24 protein-coding genes are annotated in these 22,195 nt (G+C 72.1%); 13 read left to right on the top strand and 11 right to left on the bottom strand.

All coding sequences use genetic code 11. The annotated features are described in order from the left end of the window. From D8M35_RS09565 to D8M35_RS09555, 3 genes are all read right to left on the bottom strand, one after another. Positions 1-878 (bottom strand): serine/threonine-protein kinase (locus tag D8M35_RS09565; RefSeq protein WP_148113350.1); only part of this gene is annotated, 878 nt, incomplete at its 3' end. 48 nt (positions 879-926) lie between these two features. Further along, entirely contained in the window at positions 927-1,769 is an 843-nt protein-coding gene (gene mshD / locus D8M35_RS09560) for a mycothiol synthase (RefSeq protein ID WP_126891651.1), read from the bottom strand. Further along, a complete protein-coding gene (locus D8M35_RS09555) occupies positions 1,769-2,452 on the bottom strand; it encodes a response regulator transcription factor (protein ID WP_126891650.1) in 684 nt (227 codons plus the stop codon). Before D8M35_RS09555 ends, mshD begins: the two co-directional genes overlap by 1 nt. Before the next feature lie 158 nt (positions 2,453-2,610). Here D8M35_RS09555 and D8M35_RS09550 point away from each other — a divergent pair, with 158 nt between their 5' ends. The 3 genes from D8M35_RS09550 to D8M35_RS09540 all read left to right on the top strand — a co-directional run bounded on the left by D8M35_RS09550 (position 2,611) and on the right by D8M35_RS09540 (position 4,768). Beyond that, on the top strand, positions 2,611-2,892 hold the full coding sequence (locus tag D8M35_RS09550; protein WP_126891649.1) for a hypothetical protein: 282 nt from the start codon (positions 2,611-2,613) through the stop codon (positions 2,890-2,892). A 206-nt stretch (positions 2,893-3,098) separates the two neighbouring features. Continuing rightward, entirely contained in the window at positions 3,099-3,701 is a 603-nt protein-coding gene (locus tag D8M35_RS09545; protein WP_066656691.1) for an FABP family protein, read from the top strand. After that, positions 3,701-4,768 carry a folate-binding protein YgfZ gene (locus tag D8M35_RS09540; protein WP_126891648.1) on the top strand — a complete coding sequence of 356 codons (1,068 nt, stop codon included), beginning with the start codon at positions 3,701-3,703 and terminating at the stop codon, positions 4,766-4,768. Before D8M35_RS09545 ends, D8M35_RS09540 begins: the two co-directional genes overlap by 1 nt. A 6-nt stretch (positions 4,769-4,774) precedes the next feature. Here D8M35_RS09540 and D8M35_RS09535 read toward each other — a convergent pair whose 3' ends face one another. Then, positions 4,775-5,548, bottom strand: coding sequence for a class I SAM-dependent methyltransferase (locus D8M35_RS09535; RefSeq protein ID WP_174234730.1), 774 nt, complete (start codon positions 5,546-5,548; stop codon positions 4,775-4,777). A 57-nt stretch (positions 5,549-5,605) separates the two neighbouring features. Between D8M35_RS09535 and D8M35_RS09530 the strand changes: the two genes are divergently transcribed. Beyond that, positions 5,606-6,352 carry a phosphoglyceromutase gene (locus D8M35_RS09530; RefSeq protein WP_126891647.1) on the top strand — a complete coding sequence of 249 codons (747 nt, stop codon included), beginning with the start codon at positions 5,606-5,608 and terminating at the stop codon, positions 6,350-6,352. Positions 6,353-6,411: 59 nt separating this feature from the next. Here D8M35_RS09530 and D8M35_RS09525 read toward each other — a convergent pair whose 3' ends face one another. Next, positions 6,412-6,960 (bottom strand): AAA family ATPase, encoded by a 549-nt coding sequence (locus D8M35_RS09525; RefSeq protein ID WP_126891646.1) that lies wholly within the window; start codon positions 6,958-6,960, stop codon positions 6,412-6,414. Between the two features lie 22 nt (positions 6,961-6,982). Further along, positions 6,983-7,654 (bottom strand): phosphate signaling complex protein PhoU, encoded by a 672-nt coding sequence (gene phoU / locus D8M35_RS09520; protein WP_126891645.1) that lies wholly within the window; start codon positions 7,652-7,654, stop codon positions 6,983-6,985. A gap of 158 nt (positions 7,655-7,812) precedes the next feature. Here phoU and D8M35_RS09515 point away from each other — a divergent pair, with 158 nt between their 5' ends. Both D8M35_RS09515 and D8M35_RS09510 read left to right on the top strand, forming a co-directional pair. Continuing rightward, a complete protein-coding gene (locus D8M35_RS09515; protein ID WP_126891644.1) occupies positions 7,813-8,979 on the top strand; it encodes a cell wall metabolism sensor histidine kinase WalK in 1,167 nt (388 codons plus the stop codon). Continuing rightward, positions 8,976-9,656 carry a response regulator transcription factor gene (locus D8M35_RS09510; RefSeq protein WP_126891643.1) on the top strand — a complete coding sequence of 227 codons (681 nt, stop codon included), beginning with the start codon at positions 8,976-8,978 and terminating at the stop codon, positions 9,654-9,656. Before D8M35_RS09515 ends, D8M35_RS09510 begins: the two co-directional genes overlap by 4 nt. Positions 9,657-9,758: 102 nt before the next feature. Here D8M35_RS09510 and D8M35_RS09505 read toward each other — a convergent pair whose 3' ends face one another. Continuing rightward, positions 9,759-10,412 carry a hypothetical protein gene (locus D8M35_RS09505; RefSeq protein WP_126891642.1) on the bottom strand — a complete coding sequence of 218 codons (654 nt, stop codon included), beginning with the start codon at positions 10,410-10,412 and terminating at the stop codon, positions 9,759-9,761. A gap of 157 nt (positions 10,413-10,569) precedes the next feature. Here D8M35_RS09505 and D8M35_RS09500 point away from each other — a divergent pair, with 157 nt between their 5' ends. The 4 genes from D8M35_RS09500 to rlmB are packed head-to-tail and all read left to right on the top strand — an operon-like array spanning position 10,570 to position 14,795. Beyond that, positions 10,570-11,052 carry a CarD family transcriptional regulator gene (locus D8M35_RS09500; RefSeq protein ID WP_017888066.1) on the top strand — a complete coding sequence of 161 codons (483 nt, stop codon included), beginning with the start codon at positions 10,570-10,572 and terminating at the stop codon, positions 11,050-11,052. Positions 11,053-11,103: 51 nt separating this feature from the next. Further along, complete coding sequence (gene ispD / locus D8M35_RS09495) at positions 11,104-12,288, top strand: 2-C-methyl-D-erythritol 4-phosphate cytidylyltransferase (RefSeq protein WP_126891641.1); 1,185 nt, start codon at positions 11,104-11,106, stop codon at positions 12,286-12,288. Positions 12,289-12,346: 58 nt separating this feature from the next. After that, a complete protein-coding gene (cysS, locus tag D8M35_RS09490) occupies positions 12,347-13,756 on the top strand; it encodes a cysteine--tRNA ligase (RefSeq protein ID WP_126891640.1) in 1,410 nt (469 codons plus the stop codon). 28 nt (positions 13,757-13,784) lie between these two features. Continuing rightward, positions 13,785-14,795 carry a 23S rRNA (guanosine(2251)-2'-O)-methyltransferase RlmB gene (gene rlmB, locus D8M35_RS09485; protein WP_126891639.1) on the top strand — a complete coding sequence of 337 codons (1,011 nt, stop codon included), beginning with the start codon at positions 13,785-13,787 and terminating at the stop codon, positions 14,793-14,795. Between the two features lie 236 nt (positions 14,796-15,031). Here the strand turns inward: rlmB and D8M35_RS09480 are convergent, their stop codons facing one another. Together D8M35_RS09480 and D8M35_RS09475 are read right to left on the bottom strand one after the other, a co-directional pair. Further along, a complete protein-coding gene (locus D8M35_RS09480; protein ID WP_126891638.1) occupies positions 15,032-16,342 on the bottom strand; it encodes a DUF4032 domain-containing protein in 1,311 nt (436 codons plus the stop codon). A gap of 87 nt (positions 16,343-16,429) precedes the next feature. Then, positions 16,430-17,530 carry an ABC transporter ATP-binding protein gene (locus D8M35_RS09475; RefSeq protein ID WP_126891637.1) on the bottom strand — a complete coding sequence of 367 codons (1,101 nt, stop codon included), beginning with the start codon at positions 17,528-17,530 and terminating at the stop codon, positions 16,430-16,432. 254 nt (positions 17,531-17,784) lie between these two features. On the opposite strand from D8M35_RS09475, the gene D8M35_RS09470 reads away from it, so the two are divergent. Next, positions 17,785-18,699: a thioredoxin domain-containing protein gene (locus D8M35_RS09470; RefSeq protein WP_161972637.1), complete on the top strand. Its 915-nt coding sequence runs from the start codon at positions 17,785-17,787 to the stop codon at positions 18,697-18,699. A gap of 34 nt (positions 18,700-18,733) precedes the next feature. Here the strand turns inward: D8M35_RS09470 and D8M35_RS09465 are convergent, their stop codons facing one another. Beyond that, complete coding sequence (locus tag D8M35_RS09465; protein WP_126891635.1) at positions 18,734-19,627, bottom strand: neutral zinc metallopeptidase; 894 nt, start codon at positions 19,625-19,627, stop codon at positions 18,734-18,736. A 102-nt stretch (positions 19,628-19,729) separates the two neighbouring features. Here D8M35_RS09465 and D8M35_RS09460 point away from each other — a divergent pair, with 102 nt between their 5' ends. Both D8M35_RS09460 and D8M35_RS09455 read left to right on the top strand, forming a co-directional pair. Next, a complete protein-coding gene (locus tag D8M35_RS09460; protein ID WP_126891634.1) occupies positions 19,730-20,872 on the top strand; it encodes a glycerol dehydrogenase in 1,143 nt (380 codons plus the stop codon). Between the two features lie 34 nt (positions 20,873-20,906). Next, positions 20,907-21,848: a 2-deoxy-5-keto-D-gluconate 6-phosphate aldolase domain-containing protein gene (locus D8M35_RS09455; RefSeq protein WP_126891633.1), complete on the top strand. Its 942-nt coding sequence runs from the start codon at positions 20,907-20,909 to the stop codon at positions 21,846-21,848. A 43-nt stretch (positions 21,849-21,891) separates the two neighbouring features. Here D8M35_RS09455 and D8M35_RS09450 read toward each other — a convergent pair. Further along, positions 21,892-22,195, bottom strand: a 304-nt coding sequence (locus D8M35_RS09450; RefSeq protein ID WP_274542771.1) for an NAD(P)H-hydrate epimerase, incomplete at its 5' end; no start/stop codon positions are given.

The raw sequence follows: 22,195 nt of genomic DNA, 5'->3' as shown, positions 1-22,195 counted from the left end.
TCCGTCGTCGGGGTCAGGGCGGGGGCGTCGGCCAGCTGCCGGGCGAGGCGGCGCAGGGTGGCCGCGGCGTCGGCGGCCGCGGGTCGTGCGGCCGGGTCCTTGGCGAGCATCGTCGACACCGCCGACCAGAGCGACGCGGGGACGTCGAGCTGCGGCGGGTCCGAGGTCACGTGGCGGTAGGCGACGGCGAAGTCGGTGCCCGGCCCGGCGAAGGGCGTGCGCCCGGCGAGCAGCTCGTAGAGCATCACTCCGGCGCCGTACACGTCGGCCGCGGGCCCCGAGCGCCCCTGGCTGATCGACTCCGGCGCCATGTACTGCGGTGTGCCGAGGAGCCCGGTCGTGGTGCGCTGCCGGTCGGCCATCACCGACGCGATGCCGAAGTCCGACACCCGCACGTCACCGGTCGCGCCGGGGGCCCACGGGGCGGCGAGCAGCACGTTGTCGGGCTTGACGTCGCGGTGGGTGACGTCCTGCTCGTGCGCGACGGCGAGGGCATTGAGCGTCTCGGCGGTGATGGTCAGGGCGTCACGCGGCGGCAGCGTCCCCGCGCCGGCGAGCAGGTCGCGCGCGGAGCCCCCGCCGACCAGGTCCATGACGATCGCCAGCCGGTCGCCCTCGACGACGAGGTCGCGCACCCGGACGATCGACGGGTGCTGCAGGCCGAGCAGCACGGTGCGTTCGCGGACGAAGCGTTCGACGACGGTCGGGTCGGCGGCGAGCTCGGCACGCAGCAGCTTCGCGGCGACGTGCTCGCCGGTCGCCGTGTGCTCGGCGCGCCAGACCTCGCCGGTCGCACCCGTGCCGAGCAGGTCGACCAAGCGGTACGACGCACCGAGCGGTTCACCGCGGCCGTACTGCGCCCGACCCTGCTCCGTCACGTTGCCCCCGACTGCCCCCGGCCGACCCCTCGTCGACCTGGCGTCATGTTACCGGCCGGGGCCGCGCTCGTACTGCACGTCGATCGCGTGCTGCGTGAAGCCCGAGCGACGGTACAGCGCGAGCGCCGGCTCGTTGTCGCCTTCGACGTAGAGCGCCGCGGCGGTCAGCCCGCGACCGGCCAGGCGGGCCGAGCCCGCGCGCATCAGGACGCCGCCGAGCCCCTGCCCCTGCAGGTCGGGCCGGACCGCGACCGCGTAGAACTCGCCGGTGCCGTCCTCGACCTTGAGCCAGCACGAGCCCGCGAGCGCACCGGAGGCGTCGCGCAGGAGCAGCAGGTCGTCGCCGGAGAACCACGGCTCGGCCTCGCGGGCACGGAGGTCCTCGAGGGTCATGCGGCCCTGTTCGGGGTGGTGCGCGAAGGCCGCGGCGTTCAGGGTCAGCCAGGCGTCCTCGTCCGCAGGGTCGCCGGCGCGGAAGGCGTCGAGCCGGTGTCCGTCCGGCAGGTCGACCGAGGGCGGGGCGTCCGCCACCGGAGCCCGGAGCTGCAGCAGGGTGCGCACCGGCGCCCAGCCGTGCCGGTCGGCGAGGGCCCGGGCGGCGGGGTGGTCGCCGTGCGCCCACGCGAGGTGCGGAGCACCCGGAGCTGCCGCCGCGCCCCCGGCGCCCTCGGAGGTCACCTGCGCGACGAGGGCCGATCCGATGCCCCGGCCACGGGCCTCCCGGGCGACGACGAGTTCCAGCTCGCCGTCACGGACCACGGCGACCCCGCGTTCGTCCCCGACCACGGTCGCACGGCCGGCACGGACGTCGACCAGGGTCTGGTCGGAGAAGGGCGGGGCCTCGCCCGCCGCGACCGAGGCGGCGGCGAGCATCTCGACGACGGCGAGCACTACTGGCCCGCCAGACGCTCGGCCTCGTCGTCGTGCACGTTGAAGCGGTAGCCGACGTTGCGGACCGTCCCGATGAGCGACTCGAGGTCGCCGAGCTTGGCGCGGAGGCGTCGCACGTGCACGTCGACCGTGCGGGTGCCGCCGAAGTAGTCGTAGCCCCACACCTCGCTGAGGAGCTGCTCGCGGGTGAACACGCGAGACGGGTGCGAGGCGAAGAAGCGCAGGAGCTCGAACTCCTTGAAGGTGAGGTCGAGCGGCCGTCCCCGGACCTTCGCCGAGTAGCTGGCCTCGTCGATGACGACGCCGGAGGCCTGGATCTTCGACCCCGACGGGTTCTTCGCGGCGCGGCCCGTGGTGAGCCGGACGCGGGCGTCGACCTCGGCGGGGCCGGCGCTCTCGAGCACGACGTCGTCGACGTTCCACTCGCTGTTCACCGCGGTGAGCCCGCCCTCGGTCACGACGAGGATGATCGGCGTCGTCGACCCGCTCGTCGCGAGGATCTTGCACAGGGCCTTGGCGCTGACGAGGTCGAGACGGGCGTCGACGAACATCAGGTCGCTCTGCGGGGCGTTGACCAGCTGGGCGGCCTCGGCGGGGACGTGGCGGATCCGGTGGCTCAGGAGACCGAGACTCGGCAGGACGTCGCCGGGCGCGGCTGAGGTGAGTACCAGGAGCTGGGCCACAGGACCTCCAGAACGAGGGGACGTCGTGGAGCCATCCTAGTGATGCCCCGGCGGCGGCCCGCCGACCGGCCGGTCGGTCGAGGCGGGCACCGGCGTCCGCGCACCCGCGCCGGTCGTGGCGGGCACCACCTCGACGAGGCCCTGTCATGATGGAGCGCGTGACCGAGCCCGTCCCGCCCCTCGACCAGCGCCGCCTGCGCCTGACCTCCGTGCTGCCGGTGTGGGTGCTCGCGGTCGTCGGTGCCGTGCTCGTGCTGGCCCTGACGCAGAAGGACTCGTTCGCCTGGCTCCTGCTCGTCTTCGTGCTCTGCGTGCTCGTGAGCTTCGTGCTGCAGCTCATCACCGCGACGAAGGACGGACTGGTCGAACGGATCAGCATCGCGTCGTCCGGAGCCTTCGTGGTCGTGCTCGTCACGGCCGTGGTGCTGCTCGCGCGCTGAGCCACCGGCGACCGCGCGGTCCGCGACCGCGCGACCGCGCGACCCGCGGCGTCCGGCCCTGGCGCCGTCAGGCGTCCCGCGTAGACTCGCCGCATGGATTCGCTGCTTGCGCTCGAGCTGTTCTACGTGGGCCTCCTCGGCCTGGCGTCGCTCGCGATCGCGTTCATCTCGGTCGTCGTCGTCGTGAAGCTGTTCAAGGGTCAGCGTTGATCGAACTGCCGGAGGGCCTGGCGCCCGAGCTCGTCCCGCTGTCCTGGCTCGTCGGTGTCTGGGAGGGCACGGGCGTGGTCGAGTACCCCGTGGGCGACGAGGACGAGCCCCGCAAGTACGAGTTCGGTCAGCGCGTGAGCTTCAGCCACGACGGCCTGCCGTACCTCAACTACTCCTCGACGACGTGGCTGCTCGACGACGACCACACGCCCCTCGCCGCCGAGATGGGCTACTGGCGCATCGACCGTCCGAACGAGCCGGGCGACCGCGGCCCCGCGATGCTGATGGGCGACGGACCCGCGCCGTTCAGCACGGTGGAGAGCGTCGAGGCGCTCCGGAACACGACCGACGGCTTCGACGTCGAGGCCGCGATCATCCACCCGACGGGCGTCAACGAGCTCTACGTCGGTCGCGTCAGGAAGGGCCGGATCGACCTGGCCACCGACGCCGTGATGCGCTCGCCGAACGCGAAGGACTACTCCGCCGCGACCCGCCTGTACGGCCTGGTCGAGGGCAAGCTCTTCTGGGCGTGGGACATCGCCGCGCTGGGGCAGCAGCTCACCTCGCACGCCTCGGGGCAGCTCGCGAAGGTCGACTGATGTCGGTCTTCGCGGGTCGCGACGGGTTCGTCGCGACCGAGGCCGGTCCCGCCGCCCACTTCGGCAACCCCGTCGGCGAGCAGCGGGCGCTCGCCGCCGGCCGTGCGGTCGTCGAGCTCGGGCTCGGCGTCGTGATGGTCAGCGGCCCCGACCGCCTGTCCTGGCTGAACTCGATCACGTCGCAGCTGCTCACCGGGCTCGAGCCCGGCGTCAGCACCGAGACGCTGGTCCTCGACCAGTCCGGCCGCGTCGAGCACGCCGCCCGGGTGGTCGACGACGGCGAGGTCACGTGGCTCCTCACCGAGGCCGCCGACGCGGCTCCGCTCGCGGCCTGGCTCGACTCGATGCGCTTCATGCTCCGCGTCGAGGTCGCCGACCGGTCGGCCGACCTCGTCACCCTCGGCCGGTTCGACGGGTCGGCATCGCCGGACGACGTGCTCGTCGAGTGGGTCGACCCGTGGTCGTCGGTCACGCCCGGCGGGTGGGGCTACGCCGCCCTGGAGGCCCACCCCGGCTCCGACTGGACCCTCCGCATCGACGTGGTCACCCCGGACACCGCGGTCGCCCTGGCGGCGTCGGACGCGCCGGTCGCGGGGCTCCTCGCGTTCGAGGCGCTGCGCATCGCCGCGTGGCGCCCCGTGCTCGGCGACGTCGACGAGCGGACGATCCCGCACGAGCTCGACTGGCTCCGCTCCGCCGTGCACCTGTCGAAGGGCTGCTACCGCGGGCAGGAGACCGTCGCGAAGGTGCACAACCTCGGGCACCCGCCGCGCCGGGTCGTGATGCTCCACCTGGACGGGTCGGACGGCGTGCTCCCCGCGCCGGGCACCGCGGTCGAGCTCGACGGCAAGGACGTCGGACGGCTCACCGCCTCGGCGCTCCACCACGAGCTCGGGCCGGTCGGGCTCGCGGTCGTGAAGCGGTCGCTCGACCCCGCTGCGGTCCTGACCCTGACCGTCGACGACGTCGTGGTCACCGCCGCGCAGGAGACGATCGTCCCGCCGGAGGCCGGAGCGACGGCGAACGTGCCGCGCCTGCCCCGGCTCGGAGCCGTCCGCCGCTCGTAGTCGCGCTCAGGCGGGGGCGACGGCCGGCCAGGGCACGCTGAGCTCGCCCAGGCGCCACCGGCTCACCCCGTGCAGCACCGGCCAGCCCCGGTCGCGCATGCCGTGCACCGTCGCGATCCACCGTTGGCGGGGGCCGTACGTGCCGAGGGGTGCGGCGACCGCCCACGAGCGGTCGAGGTCGAGCAGGAACGCGTGCACCCGTTCCCCGGGGACGTTCCGGTGGATCAACGCCTTGGGCAGCCGCTCGGCGACGATGCTCGGCAGCTCGAGGTCGGCGACCCGCAGGGACACCGTGAAGGTGTGTGGTGCTCGGTCGTCGAGCGTCACCCAGGACGCCACCCGGCCGACCTCGTTGCAGGTGCCCTCGACGAGCGCTCCGCCGGGCTGGAGGCGGTCCTGCATGATCCGCCACGAGTCCACGACGGCGGACTCGTCGTACTGCCGGAGCACGTTGAACGCCCGGATCACGGCGGGCGGGCGGCCGTCGGGGGTCGGCGTCTCGAAGCCGCCGAGCCGGAACGTCACCCCGTCGCGGGTGCCGGCGTTCGCCAGCGCCACCCGCGACGGCTCGATCTCGATGCCGGTGACCTCGACGTCGGGGCGGACCCGGGCCAGCCGGTCCCGGAGCTCGAGGGTCGTCGTCGGCCGGGCGCCGTACCCGACGTCGGCGACGAGCGGGGCGTCCGTCCGCCGCAGGACCGGGAGCGCGGCGATCCACCGGTCGACACGACGGAGCCGGTTGTACCCGGTGGTCCCGCGCGTGACGTTCCCGATGGGCATGGTTCCCAGGGTACGGGCACCCGGAACGGCGGTGCGGCGCTCGGTAGACTCGGACGCATGACCTCCACGCTCGTCCTGCTCCGTCACGGCAACAGTGACTGGAACCAGAAGAACCTGTTCACCGGTTGGGTCGACGTCCGGCTCAGCGAGCTGGGCGAGAAGGAGGCGAAGCGCGCCGGCGAGCTCATCGCCGACTCGGGCATCGTGCCGGACGTCCTGTACACGTCGCTCCTGACCCGTGCGATCCAGACGGCGGACATCGCCCTGCTCGAGGCCGACCTCGCCTGGCTGCCGGTGAAGCGCGACTGGCGCCTCAACGAGCGCCACTACGGCGACCTGCAGGGCAAGGACAAGGCCCAGACGCTCGAGCAGTACGGCGAGCAGCAGTTCATGGAGTGGCGTCGCTCGTTCGACGTCCCGCCGCCCCCCATCGCCGACGACGCCGAGTGGTCGCAGGCCGGGGACCGCCGCTACGCCGACCTCGGTGACCAGCTGCCCCGCACCGAGTCGCTCAAGCTCGTGATCGACCGACTGCTGCCGTACTGGGAGTCGGACATCACGAAGGACCTCGGCGAGGGCAAGACCGTCCTGGTCACCGCGCACGGCAACTCGCTCCGCGCCCTCGTGAAGCACCTCGACGGCATCTCCGACGACGACATCGCGGGCCTCAACATCCCGACGGGCATCCCGCTCGTGTACGAGCTCGACGACGACTTCCGTCCGACGAAGCCCTCGTACTACCTCGACCCCGAGGCCGCCGCTGCCGGTGCCGCCGCGGTCGCTGCCCAGGGCGCCAAGAAGTAGCACCAGCACGACGAACGCCCCGCTGGACACCGGCGGGGCGTTCGTGCACCCGGGACAGCTCAGACGAAGTGGTCGGCGATCTCCTGCACGAGGGCCCCGACGTCGTACGGCCGGCCGGTGTCCACCCGCACGACCGGCACCCCGGGCAGCCCGATCGGTGCTGCCTGGTCGCCGTGCTCGTCCCAGAACGCCAGGATCTCCGCCAGGTCCCCGTGCACCTCGTGCCGCACGGGCATCGTGCCGGGCTCGTACCGGTCACGCAACCGGTCCGCGGCGGTGACCCGGTCGACCTGGCAGAACACCTCGACGGCACGCGGCGACCCGGCGGAGGCGAGTCCGGCCTCCAGACGGTCGCGGTCACGGGACGGCAGCCAGACGGCGTCGAGGACGACCCCGTTCTCGACGGCCCGCGCCATCGACCACATCGTGTCCATCGCGATCCCACCGAGTTCGCGCGAGCCGATCATCGGACCGACCACGTCGGCCAGGGGTTCCTTGATGCGGTCCTTCGACAGGAAGGGGCAGCCGAGCACCTCGGCCAGGGCGGCGCCCACCGTGCTCTTGCCCGAACCGGGCATCCCGTTGACGACGATCGCGACCTGAGCCATGCCACGATCCTGGCAGAACCCGTCAGGCGGGGGAGGTCGTCACCGACGCGGCGCCGGTCCAGTCGCCCGTCGCCAGGTACTCGACCTTCTTGGCGATCGACACCGCGTGGTCCGCGAAGCGCTCGTGGTAGCGCGAGGCCAGCGTCGCGTCGACCGTGTCGATCGGGTTGCCCTTCCAGGTCTCGCCGAGCACGAAGTCGAACACGCTCGCGTGCAGCTCGTCGACGGCGTCGTCCTCGTCGCGGATCTCCGCCGCCAGGGCGATGTCCTCGGTGGCGAGCAGGCGCGTGAGCTTCTGCGCCATCTGCACGTCGTGCGCGCCCATCTGCTTGAAGGTGCCGCGCAGGCCCTTCGGCACGACCTTCTCGGGGAAGCGCTGACGGGCGAGCTGCGCGATGTGCTCGGCCATGTCGCCCATGCGCTCGAGCGACGAGCTGACGCGCAGCGCGGTCACGACGACGCGGAGGTCACGGGCGACCGGCGCCTGCCGGGCGAGGATGTCGATCGCGATCTCGTCGAGGCTGTTCGCGGCGTGGTCGATCTTGGCGTCGTCGGCGATCACCTCCTCGGCGAGGGCGACGTCGGAGTCGCTGAACGCCTGGGTCGCACGGGTGATGGCGGACTCGACGAGTCCGGCGATCTCGGTCAGACGCTCCTGGACGTCCTGGAGCTCCTGCTGGAAGACTTCGCGCATGGGGGATGTGCCTCTCTGATGCGTACCGGACGAGTGTCGTCAGCCCAGGTGAACGAACGGTGACCTGCGGCTGAACACCTCCCGATCCGGGGGCGGAACTGCGCCGGAGGGGGGTGAACGGCGTCCGAACCCCGCGTGACGATCCCTACACTGGCGGCATGGACAACGCGTGGCTCGTGCCACTGTCGATGCTCCTCGGCGGGGTCTTCGGCGCAGGGGTCGTGGTGCTGGTCATCACGGCGGAGCGCACGGCCCGGGCAGCCGACGTCGCGGAACGGACGCTGCCCGACGGCGTCGCCGCGGTCATCGCCACGATGCACAACCCGGCCGTGGTCGTCGACCCGTCGAACACGGTGGTCGCCGCCTCGCCGCAGGCACTGACCGTCGGGCTCGTCGTGCGGCGGAAGCTCGTGCACGCCGAGCTCGCCGACCTGGTGGACCGGGTGCGCAGGAGCGGGGAGATGGCGTCCGATGACCTCGAGCTGCCCCGCGGGCGCAGCGGGGAACTCGTCGGCTACCTGAGCTTCCGGGCTGCGCAGCTGGGCAACCGGTACGTGCTCGTCACCGCGGACGACCTGACCGAGAGTCGCCGCATCGACGAGGTCCGGCGCGACTTCGTGGCGAACATCTCGCACGAGCTGAAGACACCCATCGGGGCGATCGGGCTCCTCGCCGAGACCCTGGTCGTCGCCGCCGACGACCCGGAGCACGTGAAGAAGTTCGCCGGGCAGCTCATCACCGAGTCCGAGCGGCTCGGGGCGCTGACGAAGGACATCATCGAACTGTCGAGGCTGCAGTCGGTCGACACGCTCGAGAGCAGCGAGGAGACCTCCGTCGACAAGATCGTGCAGGCCGCGGTCGACGCGAACGAGGTCGTCGCCCGCGCCCGGGAGATCGAGATCGTCCGGGCGAAGCGGTCGAAGCTGCGGGTCATGGGCGACCCGGGGCTGCTGCAGGTCGCGGTGTCGAACCTCATCGCGAACGCCGTCAAGTACTCCCCGGACCACACCCGTGTCGGCGTCGGCGTCCGCTCCACCAAGGGCTTCGTCGAGATCGCGGTGACCGACCAGGGCGTCGGCATCCCCGAGGCCGACCTCGACCGCGTGTTCGAGCGCTTCTACCGCGTCGACCCCGCCCGGTCCCGGGCGACCGGGGGCACCGGCCTCGGGCTCGCCATCGTCAAGCACGTCGTCGGCAACCACGGCGGCGACGTCCGCGTCTGGTCGCAGCCCGGCAAGGGCTCGACCTTCACCATCCGCCTGCCCGAGGCGGATCCCGACCTCACCACCGCACTCGAAGAGCAACTGGAAGAGCAGCCATCGTGACCAAGATCCTCATCGTCGACGACGAGCCGGCCCTGAGCGAGCCCCTGGAGTTCCTCCTGCAGCGCGAGGGGTACGAGACCGCCGTCGCCGCGGACGGCGTGACCGCGCTGTCGAAGTTCGACGCCGAGAACCCCGACCTGATCCTGCTCGACCTCATGCTGCCCGGGCTGAGCGGCACCGAGGTCTGCCGGCAGGTCCGGACGCGCTCGAACGTGCCGATCATCATGCTCACCGCGAAGGACTCCGAGGTGGACATCGTCGTCGGGCTCGAGCTCGGCGCGGACGACTACGTGACGAAGCCGTACTCGACCCGGGAGCTCCTGGCCCGGCTGCGGGCGGTCCTGCGCCGGCGCACGGAGGACGACCCGGGCGACAGCGGCATCCTGCAGGTCGGTGGGATCCGGATGGACGTCGAGCGGCACACCGTGTCGGTGGACGGGTCCGAGACGCCGATGCCGCTGAAGGAGTTCGAGCTGCTCGAGCTGCTGCTCCGCAACGCCGGTCGGGTGCTCACCCGCGGACAGCTCATCGACCGGGTGTGGGGGTCGGACTACTTCGGTGACACGAAGACGCTCGACGTGCACATCAAGCGCATCCGCTCGAAGATCGAGCGTGTCCCGAGCACCCCGGAGGTCCTGGTGACGGTGCGCGGCCTGGGGTACCGGATCGAGGGCTGACCGGCGACGCACCGGAGGCCCGGTGCCGGTTCCGAGAACCGGCACCGGGCCTCCAGTGCGTTGCGTTGCTTGCGTGCGTCGCGCCGGTCGGGCGCGCGATGCTCAGTTGGTGCCGCTGTCGCCTTCGGACGAGTCGGTCTGCGAGTCGCCCGACTGCGTCCCCGGAGCGGTGGCGTCACCGGTCGGCTCCGAGCCGCTCTCCGACGGCGAGGTGGAGCGCATCGACGGGGTGGCCGACGGCGAGGTGGAGGGGGCGAGCGTCTGGTACTCCTCGAGCGCGCTGGTCAGCACGGGGACGCTGGCCGACACGCCCTCGGCGCCGGAGTACGAGAAGTACGTCTTGACGAGCGAGCCGGGGACGACGTCGGAGGCGTCGAACAGGACGGCCTTCGAGTCGGCGACCTGCGACCCCTGTCCGGCGTTGCCCTCCTCGGAGCCGGCCTCGGAGGAGCGGGACGCGTTCGGGGTGTTCGCGCCGAGGTCGGCACGGCTGTTGCCCGGGACGACGACGGTCTGCGTGTCGCCACCGACCTCGATCGAGAGCGTGACCTCCTTCGACCCGGTGTTGACGATCGTGCCGATGAAGCGGGCGTCGTCCTCCTGGTCGCTGATGAACAGCGCGTTCCGGATGTCGATCGAGCCGGTGCTGACGTTCACGCCGTCGGTGATCTGCTTGATCTCCTTGGTGTGCGCGGGCGACATGAACTCGCAGCCGGTGGCGCCGAGCGCGATGGATGCCGCAACGGCGACGGACACGAGTACCCGAGCTCGCAAGAGATTCCTCCGGAAGATCACGATGTGGACCAGACGGTCCGCGCCCATCCTACCGATCGTCGGGGGTGCGGGCCGCCCAGGCCCCTTACCCGAAAGGTCCTTGTGGTAAACTGGGGGTCCTGGGAACGGAGCCTGATACATGCAATTCGAGGTCGGCGAGACCGTCGTCTACCCCCACCACGGGGCGGCAACCATCTCTGAAGTCAAGACGCGCGTCATCAAGGGCGAGGAGAAGGTCTACCTGAAGCTGCGCGTCACGCAGGGTGACCTGACGATCGAGGTGCCGGCGGACAACGTCGACCTGGTCGGCGTCCGCGACGTCATCGGCAAGGAAGGCCTCGACAAGGTCTTCGAGGTCCTGCGGGCACCCTTCACGGAAGAGCCCACCAACTGGTCGCGCCGGTACAAGGCGAACCTGGAGAAGCTGGCGTCGGGTGACGTCATCAAGGTGTCCGAGGTCGTCCGCGACCTCTGGCGCCGTGACCAGGACCGCGGACTCTCCGCGGGCGAGAAGCGGATGCTGGCCAAGGCCCGGCAGATCCTGATCTCCGAGCTCGCCCTGGCCGAGAAGACCGACGAGGACAAGGCATCGACCGTCCTCGACGAGGTCCTCGCCTCCTAGCGCGAACCGCAGCTGGACGCCACCACGACGACCGCCCTGCTCCCCGACCGGGTGAGCAGGGCGGTCGTCGTCGTCGCGGCGGGGTCCGGCACCCGGCTCGGCATCGGCGACGCCAAGGCGTTCGTCCCCGTCGCGGGGGAGCCGATGCTCACGCGTGCCGTTCGCACCGTGGTCACCCTCGCGGAGCCGACCGTCGTCGTGGTCGTCGCGCCGGAGGCCCGGCTCGACGAGTGCCGCGCCCTGGTCGCCGCCGTCGCCGGGCCCGCGGTCGACCTGACCGCCGTCGTCGCGGGCGGAGCCGACCGGCACGCCTCGGTGCAGGCGGGCCTCGACGCCCTGCCGGACGGCATCGAGTGGGTCGGGGTGCACGACGCCGCTCGCTGCCTGACGCCGGCGGCACAGTTCGACGCCGTGTTCGCCCGGGCCCGCGAGACCGGCGACGGCGTCGTCCCGGCCCTGCCCGTCACGGACACCGTCAAGCGGGTCGACGGGGACGTCGTGGTCGAGACCGTCGACCGGTCGGCGCTCGTCGGGGTGCAGACGCCCCAGGTCTTCCCGCTCGCCCGGCTCCGGGACGCCTACGCGGTCGCCGTGCAGTCCGAGACCGACGACGCCGGGGTGTACCGAGCTGCGGGCGGCACGGTGCGGACGGTGCCGGGCGACGCCGACGCCTTCAAGATCACGACGCGGTGGGATCTCGCACGGGCCGAGGCGCTCGTGGCCTCCCGCACCGGGGCCGCGGCGACGGGGGCTGCCGCTGCGGTGCCCGTCGTCCGGGTCGGCCTCGGCGTCGACGTGCACGCGTTCGACGCGGCGTCGCCGTGCCGCGTCGGGCTGCTCGACTTCCCCGGCGAACCGGGGCTCTCCGGGCACAGCGACGGTGACGCGGTGGCGCACGCGGTCTGCGACGCCCTGCTGTCGGCGGGCGGGCTCGGGGACATCGGCGGCCGCTTCGGCACGTCCGAGCCGCGGTACGCCGGCGCGTCCGGCGACGTCTTCGTGCACGGGGCCGTCGAGCTCCTGCGGGCGGCCGGACTGGTGCCGACGTCCGTCACGGTCCAGGTGATCGGCAACCGCCCCCGCATCGGTGCCCGACGGGACGAGATGCAGTCCGCCCTGGCTGCGGTCGTCGGTGCACCGGTGGCCGTCTCCGGCACGACGACGGACGGCCTCGGCCTGACCGGGCGGGGCGAGGGGCTCGCGGCGATCGCGACCGCCGTCGTCCGTCCGGTCTGAGCGGAGCGCTGCCGCCCGGCTCCGGCGCCCTCGACGCCCGACGTCCTAGGCTTGGGGCGTGACCGTTCGCCTGTACGACTCCCGCGCCGCAGCCGTCGTCGACCTCGCCCCGCTGGTCGACGGACAGGTGAGCATGTACGTCTGCGGCCCGACCGTGCAGTCGTCCCCGCACATCGGTCACCTGCGCTCCGCGCTGGTCTACGACGTGTGGCGCCGGTGGCTGACGTACCGCGGGTACCGGGTGACCCTCGTGCGGAACGTCACCGACATCGACGACAAGGTCCTCGACCTCGCCGCGGGCACCGACGAGCCGTGGTTCGCCCGGGCGTACCGCGTCGAGCGGGAGTTCACCGCGGCCTACGACGCCCTCGGCATCCTGCCGCCGACGTACGAGCCCCGGGCGACCGCGAGCGTGCCGCAGATGCACGAGATCATCGAGCGGTTGATCGAACGCGGGCACGCCTACGCCGCGGCCGACGGCACGGGTGACGTGTACTTCGACACGGGCAGCTGGGAGTCGTACGGTGCCCTGACGCGCCAGCGCCGCGAGGACATGGTCGAAGCGACCGACGCCGACCCCCGCGGCAAGCGCGACCCGCGGGACTTCGCGCTCTGGAAGGGTGCCAAGCCGGGGGAGCCGACGACGGCGACCTGGGACTCCCCGTGGGGTCCGGGCCGCCCGGGCTGGCACATCGAGTGCTCCGCGATGTCGCGGCGCTACCTGGGGCCGGCGTTCGACATCCACGGCGGTGGTCTCGACCTGCGCTTCCCGCACCACGAGAACGAGCTCGCGCAGTCGACCGCCGCGGGCGACGCCTTCGCGAGTCACTGGCTGCACAACGGGCTCGTCACCGTCGATGGGCAGAAGATGTCGAAGTCCCTCGGGAACTCGATCTTCGCCGCGGACTTCCTCGGGTCCGCCCGTCCCGCCGTGGTCCGGTACTTCCTCGGCGCCGCGCACTACCGGTCGTCCATCGACCACCACGAGGGCTCCCTGGCCGAGGCCGAGGCGGCGTACGACCGGATCGAGGGCTTCCTGACCCGCGCGGAACCCCGGCTCGAGGGGGTCGTCCCCCGCGACGCCCCGGCCGTGCCCGACGCCTTCGCGGCCGCGATGGACGACGACCTCGCGGTCCCGCAGGCACTGGCCGTCCTGCACGAGACCGTCCGCGCCGGGAACGCCGCCCTCGACGCCGACGATGCGGAAGCGCTCGCGACCGCGTACCATCAGGTGGCTGCCATGGTCGAGGTCCTCGGCATCGACCCGCGAGCGGCCCACTGGTCCGGCGGTGCGCAGGACGTCTCGGCCGCACCGCTCGCCGCGCTCGTCGACCGCCTCGTGCAGGAGCGCGCCGACGCCCGTGCTGCACGCGACTTCGCCACGGCGGACCGGGTGCGGGACGACCTCGCAGCCGCGGGGATCACCATCGAGGACACCGCAGCAGGAACACGCTGGAGCATCGCCTGACAACGGCCGTGCCGGACAGGAGAGAGCAATGAAGAACGTCTCGGGGAGCAAGAAGGGCCGGCCCGGCGCCGTCCGCTCCGGCCGCAAGGGCAACAAGCAGGTCGGCTCCGGCGGCCAGGGCGCACAGGCGCTCGAGGGTCGGAAGCCGACGCCGAAGGCCGAGGACCGGCCGTACCACCCCGCCGGCAAGCGCAAGGCGGCCAAGGAGCGCTTCGACGCGGCCCGCGGTCGCCACGGTGCCTCGAGCTCGCCGCAGCAGCGCACCGGCCGTCCGCCGCAGCGCAAGAGCGACGACTCCGAGCTCGTGACCGGGCGCAACTCCGTGCTCGAGGCGCTCCGCACGAAGACCCCGTCGACGACCCTCTACATCGCCGCCCGCATCGAGGTGGACGACCGCGTCAAGGAGATCCTGGCGCTGGCGAACCACCGCGGTGTGCCGATCATGGAGATCATGCGGCCGGAGCTCGACCGCATCACCGGTCACGACAGCGTGCACCAGGGCGTCGCGCTTAAGGTCCCGGCCTACGAGTACGCCGTCGCCGAGGAGATCGCCGAGCGTGCGTTCTCCCGCGACCAGGTCCCGCTCATGGTGGCCCTCGACGGCATCACCGACCCGCGCAACCTCGGTGCGATCATCCGCTCCACAGCGGCCTTCGGCGGCCACGGCGTCATCGTGCCGCAGCGCCGCTCGGTCGGCGTGACCGCGTCGGCGTGGAAGACCAGTGCGGGTGCCGCTGCCCGGACGCCCGTCGCGATGGCGCCGAACCTGACGCAGACCCTCAAGTCGCTGAAGTCGATGGGGCTGTTCGTGCTCGGCCTCGACGGCGACGGGGACGTGCAGCTCGACGCCCTCGAGCTCGCCGACCGGCCGATCGTGATCGTCGTCGGGTCCGAGGGCAAGGGGCTGTCGCGCCTGGTCACCGAGACCTGCGACGCGATCGTCTCGATCCCGATCTCGAGCGCCACCGAGTCCCTCAACGCGGGCATCGCCGCGAGCGTCACCCTGTGGGAGGTCGCCCGGCGCCGTCGCGCCGAGTAGGCGCGCGCTGCGCGGTGGCGCAGCGGGTACCCACCCGACCACCTGGAGGCCCGGTGCCGGTCCACGAGACCGGCACCGGGCCTCCAGTCCGTCCGGTGGGCGTCCCGCGAGCGGGCAGGACACGCCGCGGGACGGACGTCCGTCGGGCGGGAATCGTCGCCCGACGCCACCGATCGCGACAGATCTCGCCCGCTCGCGCGAGCGCGCGCAGACGGGCGGGGACGGGCGCGGGACCGTCAGACCGTGGTGCGCCAGTCCTCGACGTCGTCCTCGTCGGCCAGCGCGTCGTCGTCGTCGACCACCGGGATCGGCAGCGTCATCGACGACGTCGGCGGGTTGATGAGCAGCCGCTCGTCGCGACGGTGCCGGAGCACGTCGTTGATGTACGCGGTCGTGGCCTCGGGCAGCGAGACCGACCGTTCCTCTTCCTGGGACATGTACCAGCGGTGCTCGAGCAGCTCGTGGAAGACCTCGGCCGGCTCCAGCCGCCCACGCAGGTCGCGCGGGATCGAGCGGACGACGGGCTCGAAGACCCGCGACACCCACTCGTGCGCGACCATCTCCTCGTCGAGCTGGTCACGCCCGTTCCGCGCCCGGTAGGCGTCGAGGTCGTTGAGCAGCCGCCGTGCCTGGTTCTCCCCGGCGTCGAGACCCGTCAGGCGCAGCAGTCGGCGCTGGTGGTGCCCGGCATCCACGACCTTCGGCTGGATGCGCACCTGCGAGCCGCCCTCGGTCGTGTGGATCGAGAGCTCCTCGATGTCGAAGCCGAGCGCGTTGAGCCGCTCGACCCGGTCGTTGATGCGCCACCGTTCCTTGATGTCGAACTGCTCGGTGCCGGTCAGTTCCTTCCACAGGATCCGGTACTGGGCGACGATGCGGTTCGACACGTCGACGGCGTCGGCGTTCTCGTCGAGGCGCCCGCCGGCCTCGAGGTCGAGGAGCTCGCCGGCGATGTTCACGCGGGCCACCTCGAGGTCGTTCTCGCGCTGCCCGTTCGACAGCCCGCCCGGGTAGAGCTTGCCGGTCTCGGCGTCGACCAGGTACGCGGCGAAGGCTCCGGCGTCGCGGCGGAACAGGGTGTTCGACAGCGAGACGTCGCCCCAGTAGAAGCCGATGACGTGCAGTCGGACGAGCAGCAGGGCGAGGGCGTCGACGAGACGGGTGGCGGTCTCCGGCCGCAGGGTCTGCGAGTAGAGCGCACGGTACGGCAGCGAGAACCGCAGGTGCCGGGTGACGAGCACCGGGTGCAGCGGCTCACCGTGCTCGTCGACACGGTTCGTGATCACCGCGACGGGGTCCACGCACGGCACGTCCATGCGCTGCAGCGTCCGGAGCATCTCGTACTCGGACCGCGCGACCTCCTCGCCCGTCTCCTTGACGGCCGCGACGTACCCGCTCAGGTGCACGAACCGCACGAGGTGCCGCGAGATGCCCTTCGGCAGGGCGACGATGACGTCGTCCGGCCAGTCCTCGAGCGGTCGGTCCCACGGCAGGTCGAGCAGGCCGGGGTCGACGGTGGCGGCGGTGATGGACATGGAGTCGGGCACGGGTGGCTCCTGTTGGTGCGGTGGTCTCTCACGGACGGGAGGCGCGGTGCCAGCTGGCACCGCGCCTCCTGTCCGGCTGTTCCAGCGTTACGCGCTGACGACTGCCTTGTCGTCCAGGCGCTCGCCCGACTCGGTGTCGAAGGCGTGCACGTGGCCCTGCTTCGGCGTGATCACGATGGTGTCGCCGATCGACGGGTGCGAGCGACCGTCGACGCGGGCGACGATGTCGGTGCGCTGGCCGTTCACGTCGGCGTGACCGTAGAGGTAGCCGTCGGCGCCGAGCTCCTCGACCACGTCGACCGTCACCGGCAGGCCCTCGCCCGAGGTCGACACGATGACGTCCTCGGGGCGGATGCCGACGGTGATGTTGCCGGAACGGGCGTTCGACAGGGTGTCGCGGTCGAGCGGGTGGTTCAGCGTGCCGAACCGGATGCCGCCCTCGATGACGTCGGCGGGCAGCAGGTTCATGGCCGGCGAACCGATGAAGCCGGCGACGAACACGTTGTTCGGCTTCTCGTACAGGTCACGCGGCGAGCCGACCTGCTGCAGGATGCCGTCCTTGAGCACCGCGATGCGGTCGCCCATGGTCAGGGCCTCGGTCTGGTCGTGCGTGACGTAGACCGTGGTGACGCCGAGACGACGCTGCAGCGACGCGATCTGGGTGCGGGTCTGGACGCGGAGCTTGGCGTCGAGGTTCGACAGCGGCTCGTCCATGAGGAACACCTGCGGCTGACGGACGATCGCGCGGCCCATCGCGACGCGCTGACGCTGACCACCCGAGAGCGCCTTCGGCTTGCGGCCGAGGTACTGCTCGAGGTCGAGGAGCTTCGCGGCCTCCTGCACGCGGGTGGCGCGCTCCTCCTTGCCGACACCGGCGATCTTGAGCGCGAAGCCCATGTTCTCGGCGACGGTCATGTGCGGGTACAGCGCGTAGTTCTGGAACACCATCGCGATGTCGCGGTCCTTCGGCGGGACGTCGGTGACGTCGCGCTCGCCGATGCGGATCGCGCCGGAGTTGACCTCTTCGAGGCCGGCGAGCATGCGCAGGGAGGTGGACTTGCCGCAGCCCGAGGGGCCGACGAGGACGAGGAACTCGCCGTCGGCGACGTCCAGGTCGAGGGAGTCGACCGCGGGGCGGGTGCCTCCGGGGTAGAGACGGGTTGCCTTGTCGTAGGTGACGGACGCCATGAGCGTTCGATCCTTCCTTCACCGGCAGGTACGTGCCGGACGATCCGTAGTGAAGCGGTTGCCCGTGGGGGCCCCGGATGGTCGTCGTCGACCATCGTTGCTCATACAACACGACTTCCCCCGCCAGCGCCAGTGCACGGTCCGACCTGGTTGGCTGGTCCCAGGAAGGACCACTACGATCGGCGGGTCCGTCCGGCGTACGGGGGAAGGCGAGGCCGTGCGGACGTCAGGATCAACGTGAGGACCATCGACGCATGACCAACCGCCCCGAGGGTGACGCACGCGCCGCGCGCAACGAACGACGAGAGGCCGCACGCCAGCGGGCCCAGCGAGCGCGAGCCCAGCAGAAGCGCCGGCAGCGCGGGACCCGCCTCGGGCTGCAGATCGGCCTCGGGGCCGTGCTCCTCGCCGCGGTGGCGGTCGTCACGCTGGTGCTGGTCGACTCGGTGCAACCCGCGGGTCCCGGGCCGTCGACGATGTCGCAGGGCGGCATCACCATCGGGCAGGACCTCGAGCCGGTCGACTCCGCCTCGACCCCGTCGCCGAGCGCGACCGGGGCCTCCGACCCGGTGCGGATCACGATGTACGTCGACTACCTCTGCGACACCTGCGCGCAGTTCGAGAAGGCGAACGGCGACTACATCGCGAGCCTGGTCGACTCCGGCGCCGCGACGGTCGACATCCACCCGGTCGCCGTGCTGACGAACCGGTCGCAGGGCACGAAGTACTCGCTGCGCGCCGCGAACGCCGCTGCCTGCGTCGCGGACCGGTCGCCCGGCCAGTTCTACGCCGTGAACCAGGCGCTCTTCGCGCGGCAGCCCGACCAGGGCACCTCCGGCCTCACCGACGCGCAGCTCGAGCGGCTCGTGACCGGCGTCGACGGGGTGCGGGAAACGGCGGCGATCCGCGACTGCATCCAGGACCAGACCTTCGCCAAGTGGGTCGACGAGCGCACGGCCGACGTGACGGGTGGGGACATCCCCGGGTCGTCGCTCAGCGAGTTCCCCGGGCCGCCCCTGGTGCTCGTGAACGGCAAGCAGTACGAGCTGACCGCGCCGATCACCAACGACGACTTCCGCACCTTCGTGGTGTCGGCGGCGGGTGCGTCCGACGCGACGCCGTCGCCGACGGCCACGCCGACCCCCTCCGCGAGCGCGTCCGCCGGCTGACGTCGCGAGACGGTCGACCGACCGACGGACGGGTCTACAGCTGCGAGCCGGGCACGCTGAAGGTGTCGCAGGCGGTCGCCCCGCGCTCGTAGCCCCGCGTGAACCACGCCTGGCGCTGCGCGCTGGACCCGTGCGTGAAGGAGTCGGGGTCGACCCGACCCGTCGCACGCTCCTGGATGCTGTCGTCGCCGACGGCGCTCGCCGCGGACAGTGCATCGGCGATCTGCGCCTGCGTGACCGGTTCGAAGAACGTCTCGCCGTTCGCGTCGTGGGTGGTCGCAGCCGATCCGACCCAGGAGCCCGCGTAGCAGTCCGCCTGCAGCTCGACGCGGACGCTGCCCGACGACGCTCCCGTGCCGGAGCGGTCCGTGTCGGCGAAGGTGCCCTGGAGCTGCTGCACGTGGTGCCCCCACTCGTGCGCGACGACGTACATCTGCGCCAGCGGGCCGCCGGACGATCCGTACCGGGACTGCAGGTCGTCGTAGAACGCGGTGTCGAGGAAGATCGCGCGGTCCGGCGGGCAGTAGAACGGGCCGGTCGACGCGGAGGCCTGGCCGCACCCGGTGTCCGTCGACCCGTCGAAGAGCCAGAAGCCCGGCGTCGTGTACGCGATGCCGAGGGCGTCGGCCTCGTCGGACCAGTACGCGTCGAGCGACTCCGCGGCGCCCTCCATCCGGCACTCCACCCGCTGGTTCGCGTCACGGCCGGTGCGGCACTCCTCGGCCGGCTGCACCGTCTCGTCCTGCTGCTGGATCTGCGTGGTGCCGCTCCCGTCACCGACGATGCCGCTGAGGTCGACCCCGGTGAACTGCGCGATGAGGAAGACCACGATCGCCGCGACGCCGACACCGCCGCCGCCGATCGCCGCCGTCCGCCCGCGGCGCTTCACCTTCCCGCCGCTGAGCTGCGAGTCCTCGTTGAACGTCATGCCGCCGACCGTACCCGCAGCCGACCCGCGTAGCGTCCGGTCCGTCGGCGACCCCGACACCTGTCGTACAACAGCACGCTCGACCCGGAAGGAAACAGCACCATGGTCACTCCGATCAGCACCCTCATGAGCCCCGCCCGCTACGTGCAGGGCAAGGATGCCATCACCCGCGTCGGGGAGTTCGTCGCACCGATCGGGAAGCGCCCGCTGCTCGTCGCCGACGACGTGGTGTGGGGCATCGTCGAGGACGCCGTGCGCACGAGCTTCGACGCCGCCGGGCTGCCGGTCGAGCGGGTGGGGTTCGGTCGCTTCGCCACCCCGCAGGCGATCGACGACCTCACCGCGAGGATCCGCGAGACGGACTCGGACGTGGTCGTCGGCCTCGGCGGCGGCTCGGCGATCGACGCCGCGAAGGCCTCCGGGCACCTCGCCGGGATCCGCTGGGCGAGCGTCCCGACCGCGGCGAGCACCGACGCCCCGACCTCAGCCCTCGCGGTCGTGTACTCGGAGGAGGGCGAGTTCATCGAGTACCGCTTCTTCCCGCACAACCCCGACCTCGTGCTCATCGACACGAAGCTCGTCGCGAACGCCCCCGTGCAGTTCCTCGTCGCGGGCATCGGCGACGCACTCGCCACCTGGGTCGAGGCCCGGGCGGCGAAGCGCGCGAACGCCGACACCATGGCGGGCGGGCTGCAGACCGAGACCGGCGTGGCGCTCGCGAGGCTGTCGTGGGAGCTCCTGCACGACAACGCGCTCCAGGCGATCGAGTCCGTGAAGGCGAAGGTCGTCACGCCCGCGCTCGAGAAGGTCGTCGAGGCGAACACCCTGCTCTCCGGGCTCGGCTTCGAGTCCGGAGGCCTGGCCGCGGCGCACGCCATCCACAACGGCCTGACCGCGGCACCCCAGGCGCACGGTCTCGCACACGGGCAGAAGGTCAACGTCGGCACGATCGCGCAGCTCGTGCTCGAGGGGGCGCCGGCCGACGAGATCGAGGACTTCGTCGTCTTCACCACGAAGGTCGGGCTGCCGAACACGCTGACCGAGATCGGTCTGACCGTCGACGACCGGGACGTGCTGCAGGCCGTCGCCGAGGCCGCCACCGTGGAGAGCGAGACGATCCACAACATGCCGTTCCCCGTGACCGCCGAGGCCGTCGTCGACGCGCTCGTCGCGATCGAGGGGATCTCCCGCAGCATCCGCGCCGCCCACGGGCTCCCGGAGCCGGAACTGTACCGCGCCCACTGAGCGCGGACGGAGGGGGTGCGAGCAGCATGGCGGCATGGCCGACCTCGACGAACAGCACCCCCTCTTCCTCCTCGCGATGGACCAGCGGTCCTCGCTCCTGGAGCACACGTACGGCGACGAGTCCGGCGAGCCCGCTGACGACGCCGACGCACAGCGTGTCCGCGCGGGCAAGCAGCTCGTGTACCGCGGCGTCCTCACCGCGCTCGCCGCGGGGGCGTCCCGCGCCCGCACCGGCGTGCTCGTCGACGAGCGCTACGGCGCCGACGTCGCCCGGCTCGTGCGCGAGGCCGGCCTGCAGCTCGCGATGCCGATCGAGCGCTCGGGCCGTGACTGGTTCGAGCTCGAGTACGGCGACGACTGGCTCGCGCACGTGGACGCGTTCGACCCGGACTTCGTGAAGGTCCTGGTGCGCGACAACCCCGCGTTCGACGAGGCGGACCGGCAGGCCCAGGCCGGGCGGCTCGCCGAGGTCTCGCAGGCCCTGCACGATGCCGACCGCGCGTTCCTGGTCGAGCTCCTCGTCCCGGGCACCGACGAGCAGCAGGCGTCCGCCGACGACTACGACCGTGACGTCCGCCCGGGGCTCGTCATCGAGACGATCGGGTACCTGCAGGAGCACGGCGTCGAGCCGGACGTGTGGAAGCTCGAGGGCCTCGACCGCACCGAGGACGCCGAGCACGTCGTCGCCGCCGTCCGTGCCGGGGGTCGTGACCACGTGCAGTGCATCGTGCTGGGCCGCGACGCCCCGCAGGACCAGCTCGACCACTGGCTCCGGACCGCCGCGCCCGTCGACGGCTTCGTCGGCTTCGCCATCGGGCGGAGCAACTGGGAGGACGCGCTCGACGACGTCGTGCAGCGGGGGCTGGACCACGAGGCCGCCGAGCAGGTCATCGCCGCGAACTACCGGCACTTCGTGGACACGTGGCTCGAGGCACGCCCCGACGTCGTCGACGGGGTGGACGCCGGCGCCGCCTGAGCGCGTCCCGCTGGCCGCCGGCACCTGCCGGCGCCGACCGGTGTCAGGTGCGGATCAGCGGTTCCAGCGCCGCCAGGTCCGCACCGATGCCGACGTCCACGAGCTCGATCCGGCCCGCGAGCGTCGCACCGGGGCCGGTCAGCAGGCCCGCCTTCACCCCGCCGAACGTGACGGTGACGTCGGCGTGCAGCACGTGGTCGTCGGCCACCGCACCGGTGTCGACGTCGATGCCGCTCGGCACGTCGACGGCGACGACGAACGGGGCGCGCTGGTCGCGGGCGAGCTCGCGGATCGCGTCGACGACCTGACGGGCGGGAGAGCGCAAGGGGGTCCCGCTGCCCGCCCCA

The sequence above is a fragment of the Curtobacterium sp. HSID17257 genome (assembly GCF_003989515.1).
Taxonomy (GTDB): domain Bacteria; phylum Actinomycetota; class Actinomycetes; order Actinomycetales; family Microbacteriaceae; genus Curtobacterium.
Note: the sequence above shows the minus strand (reverse complement) of the source record. Positions and strands in the feature narration are given on the sequence as shown.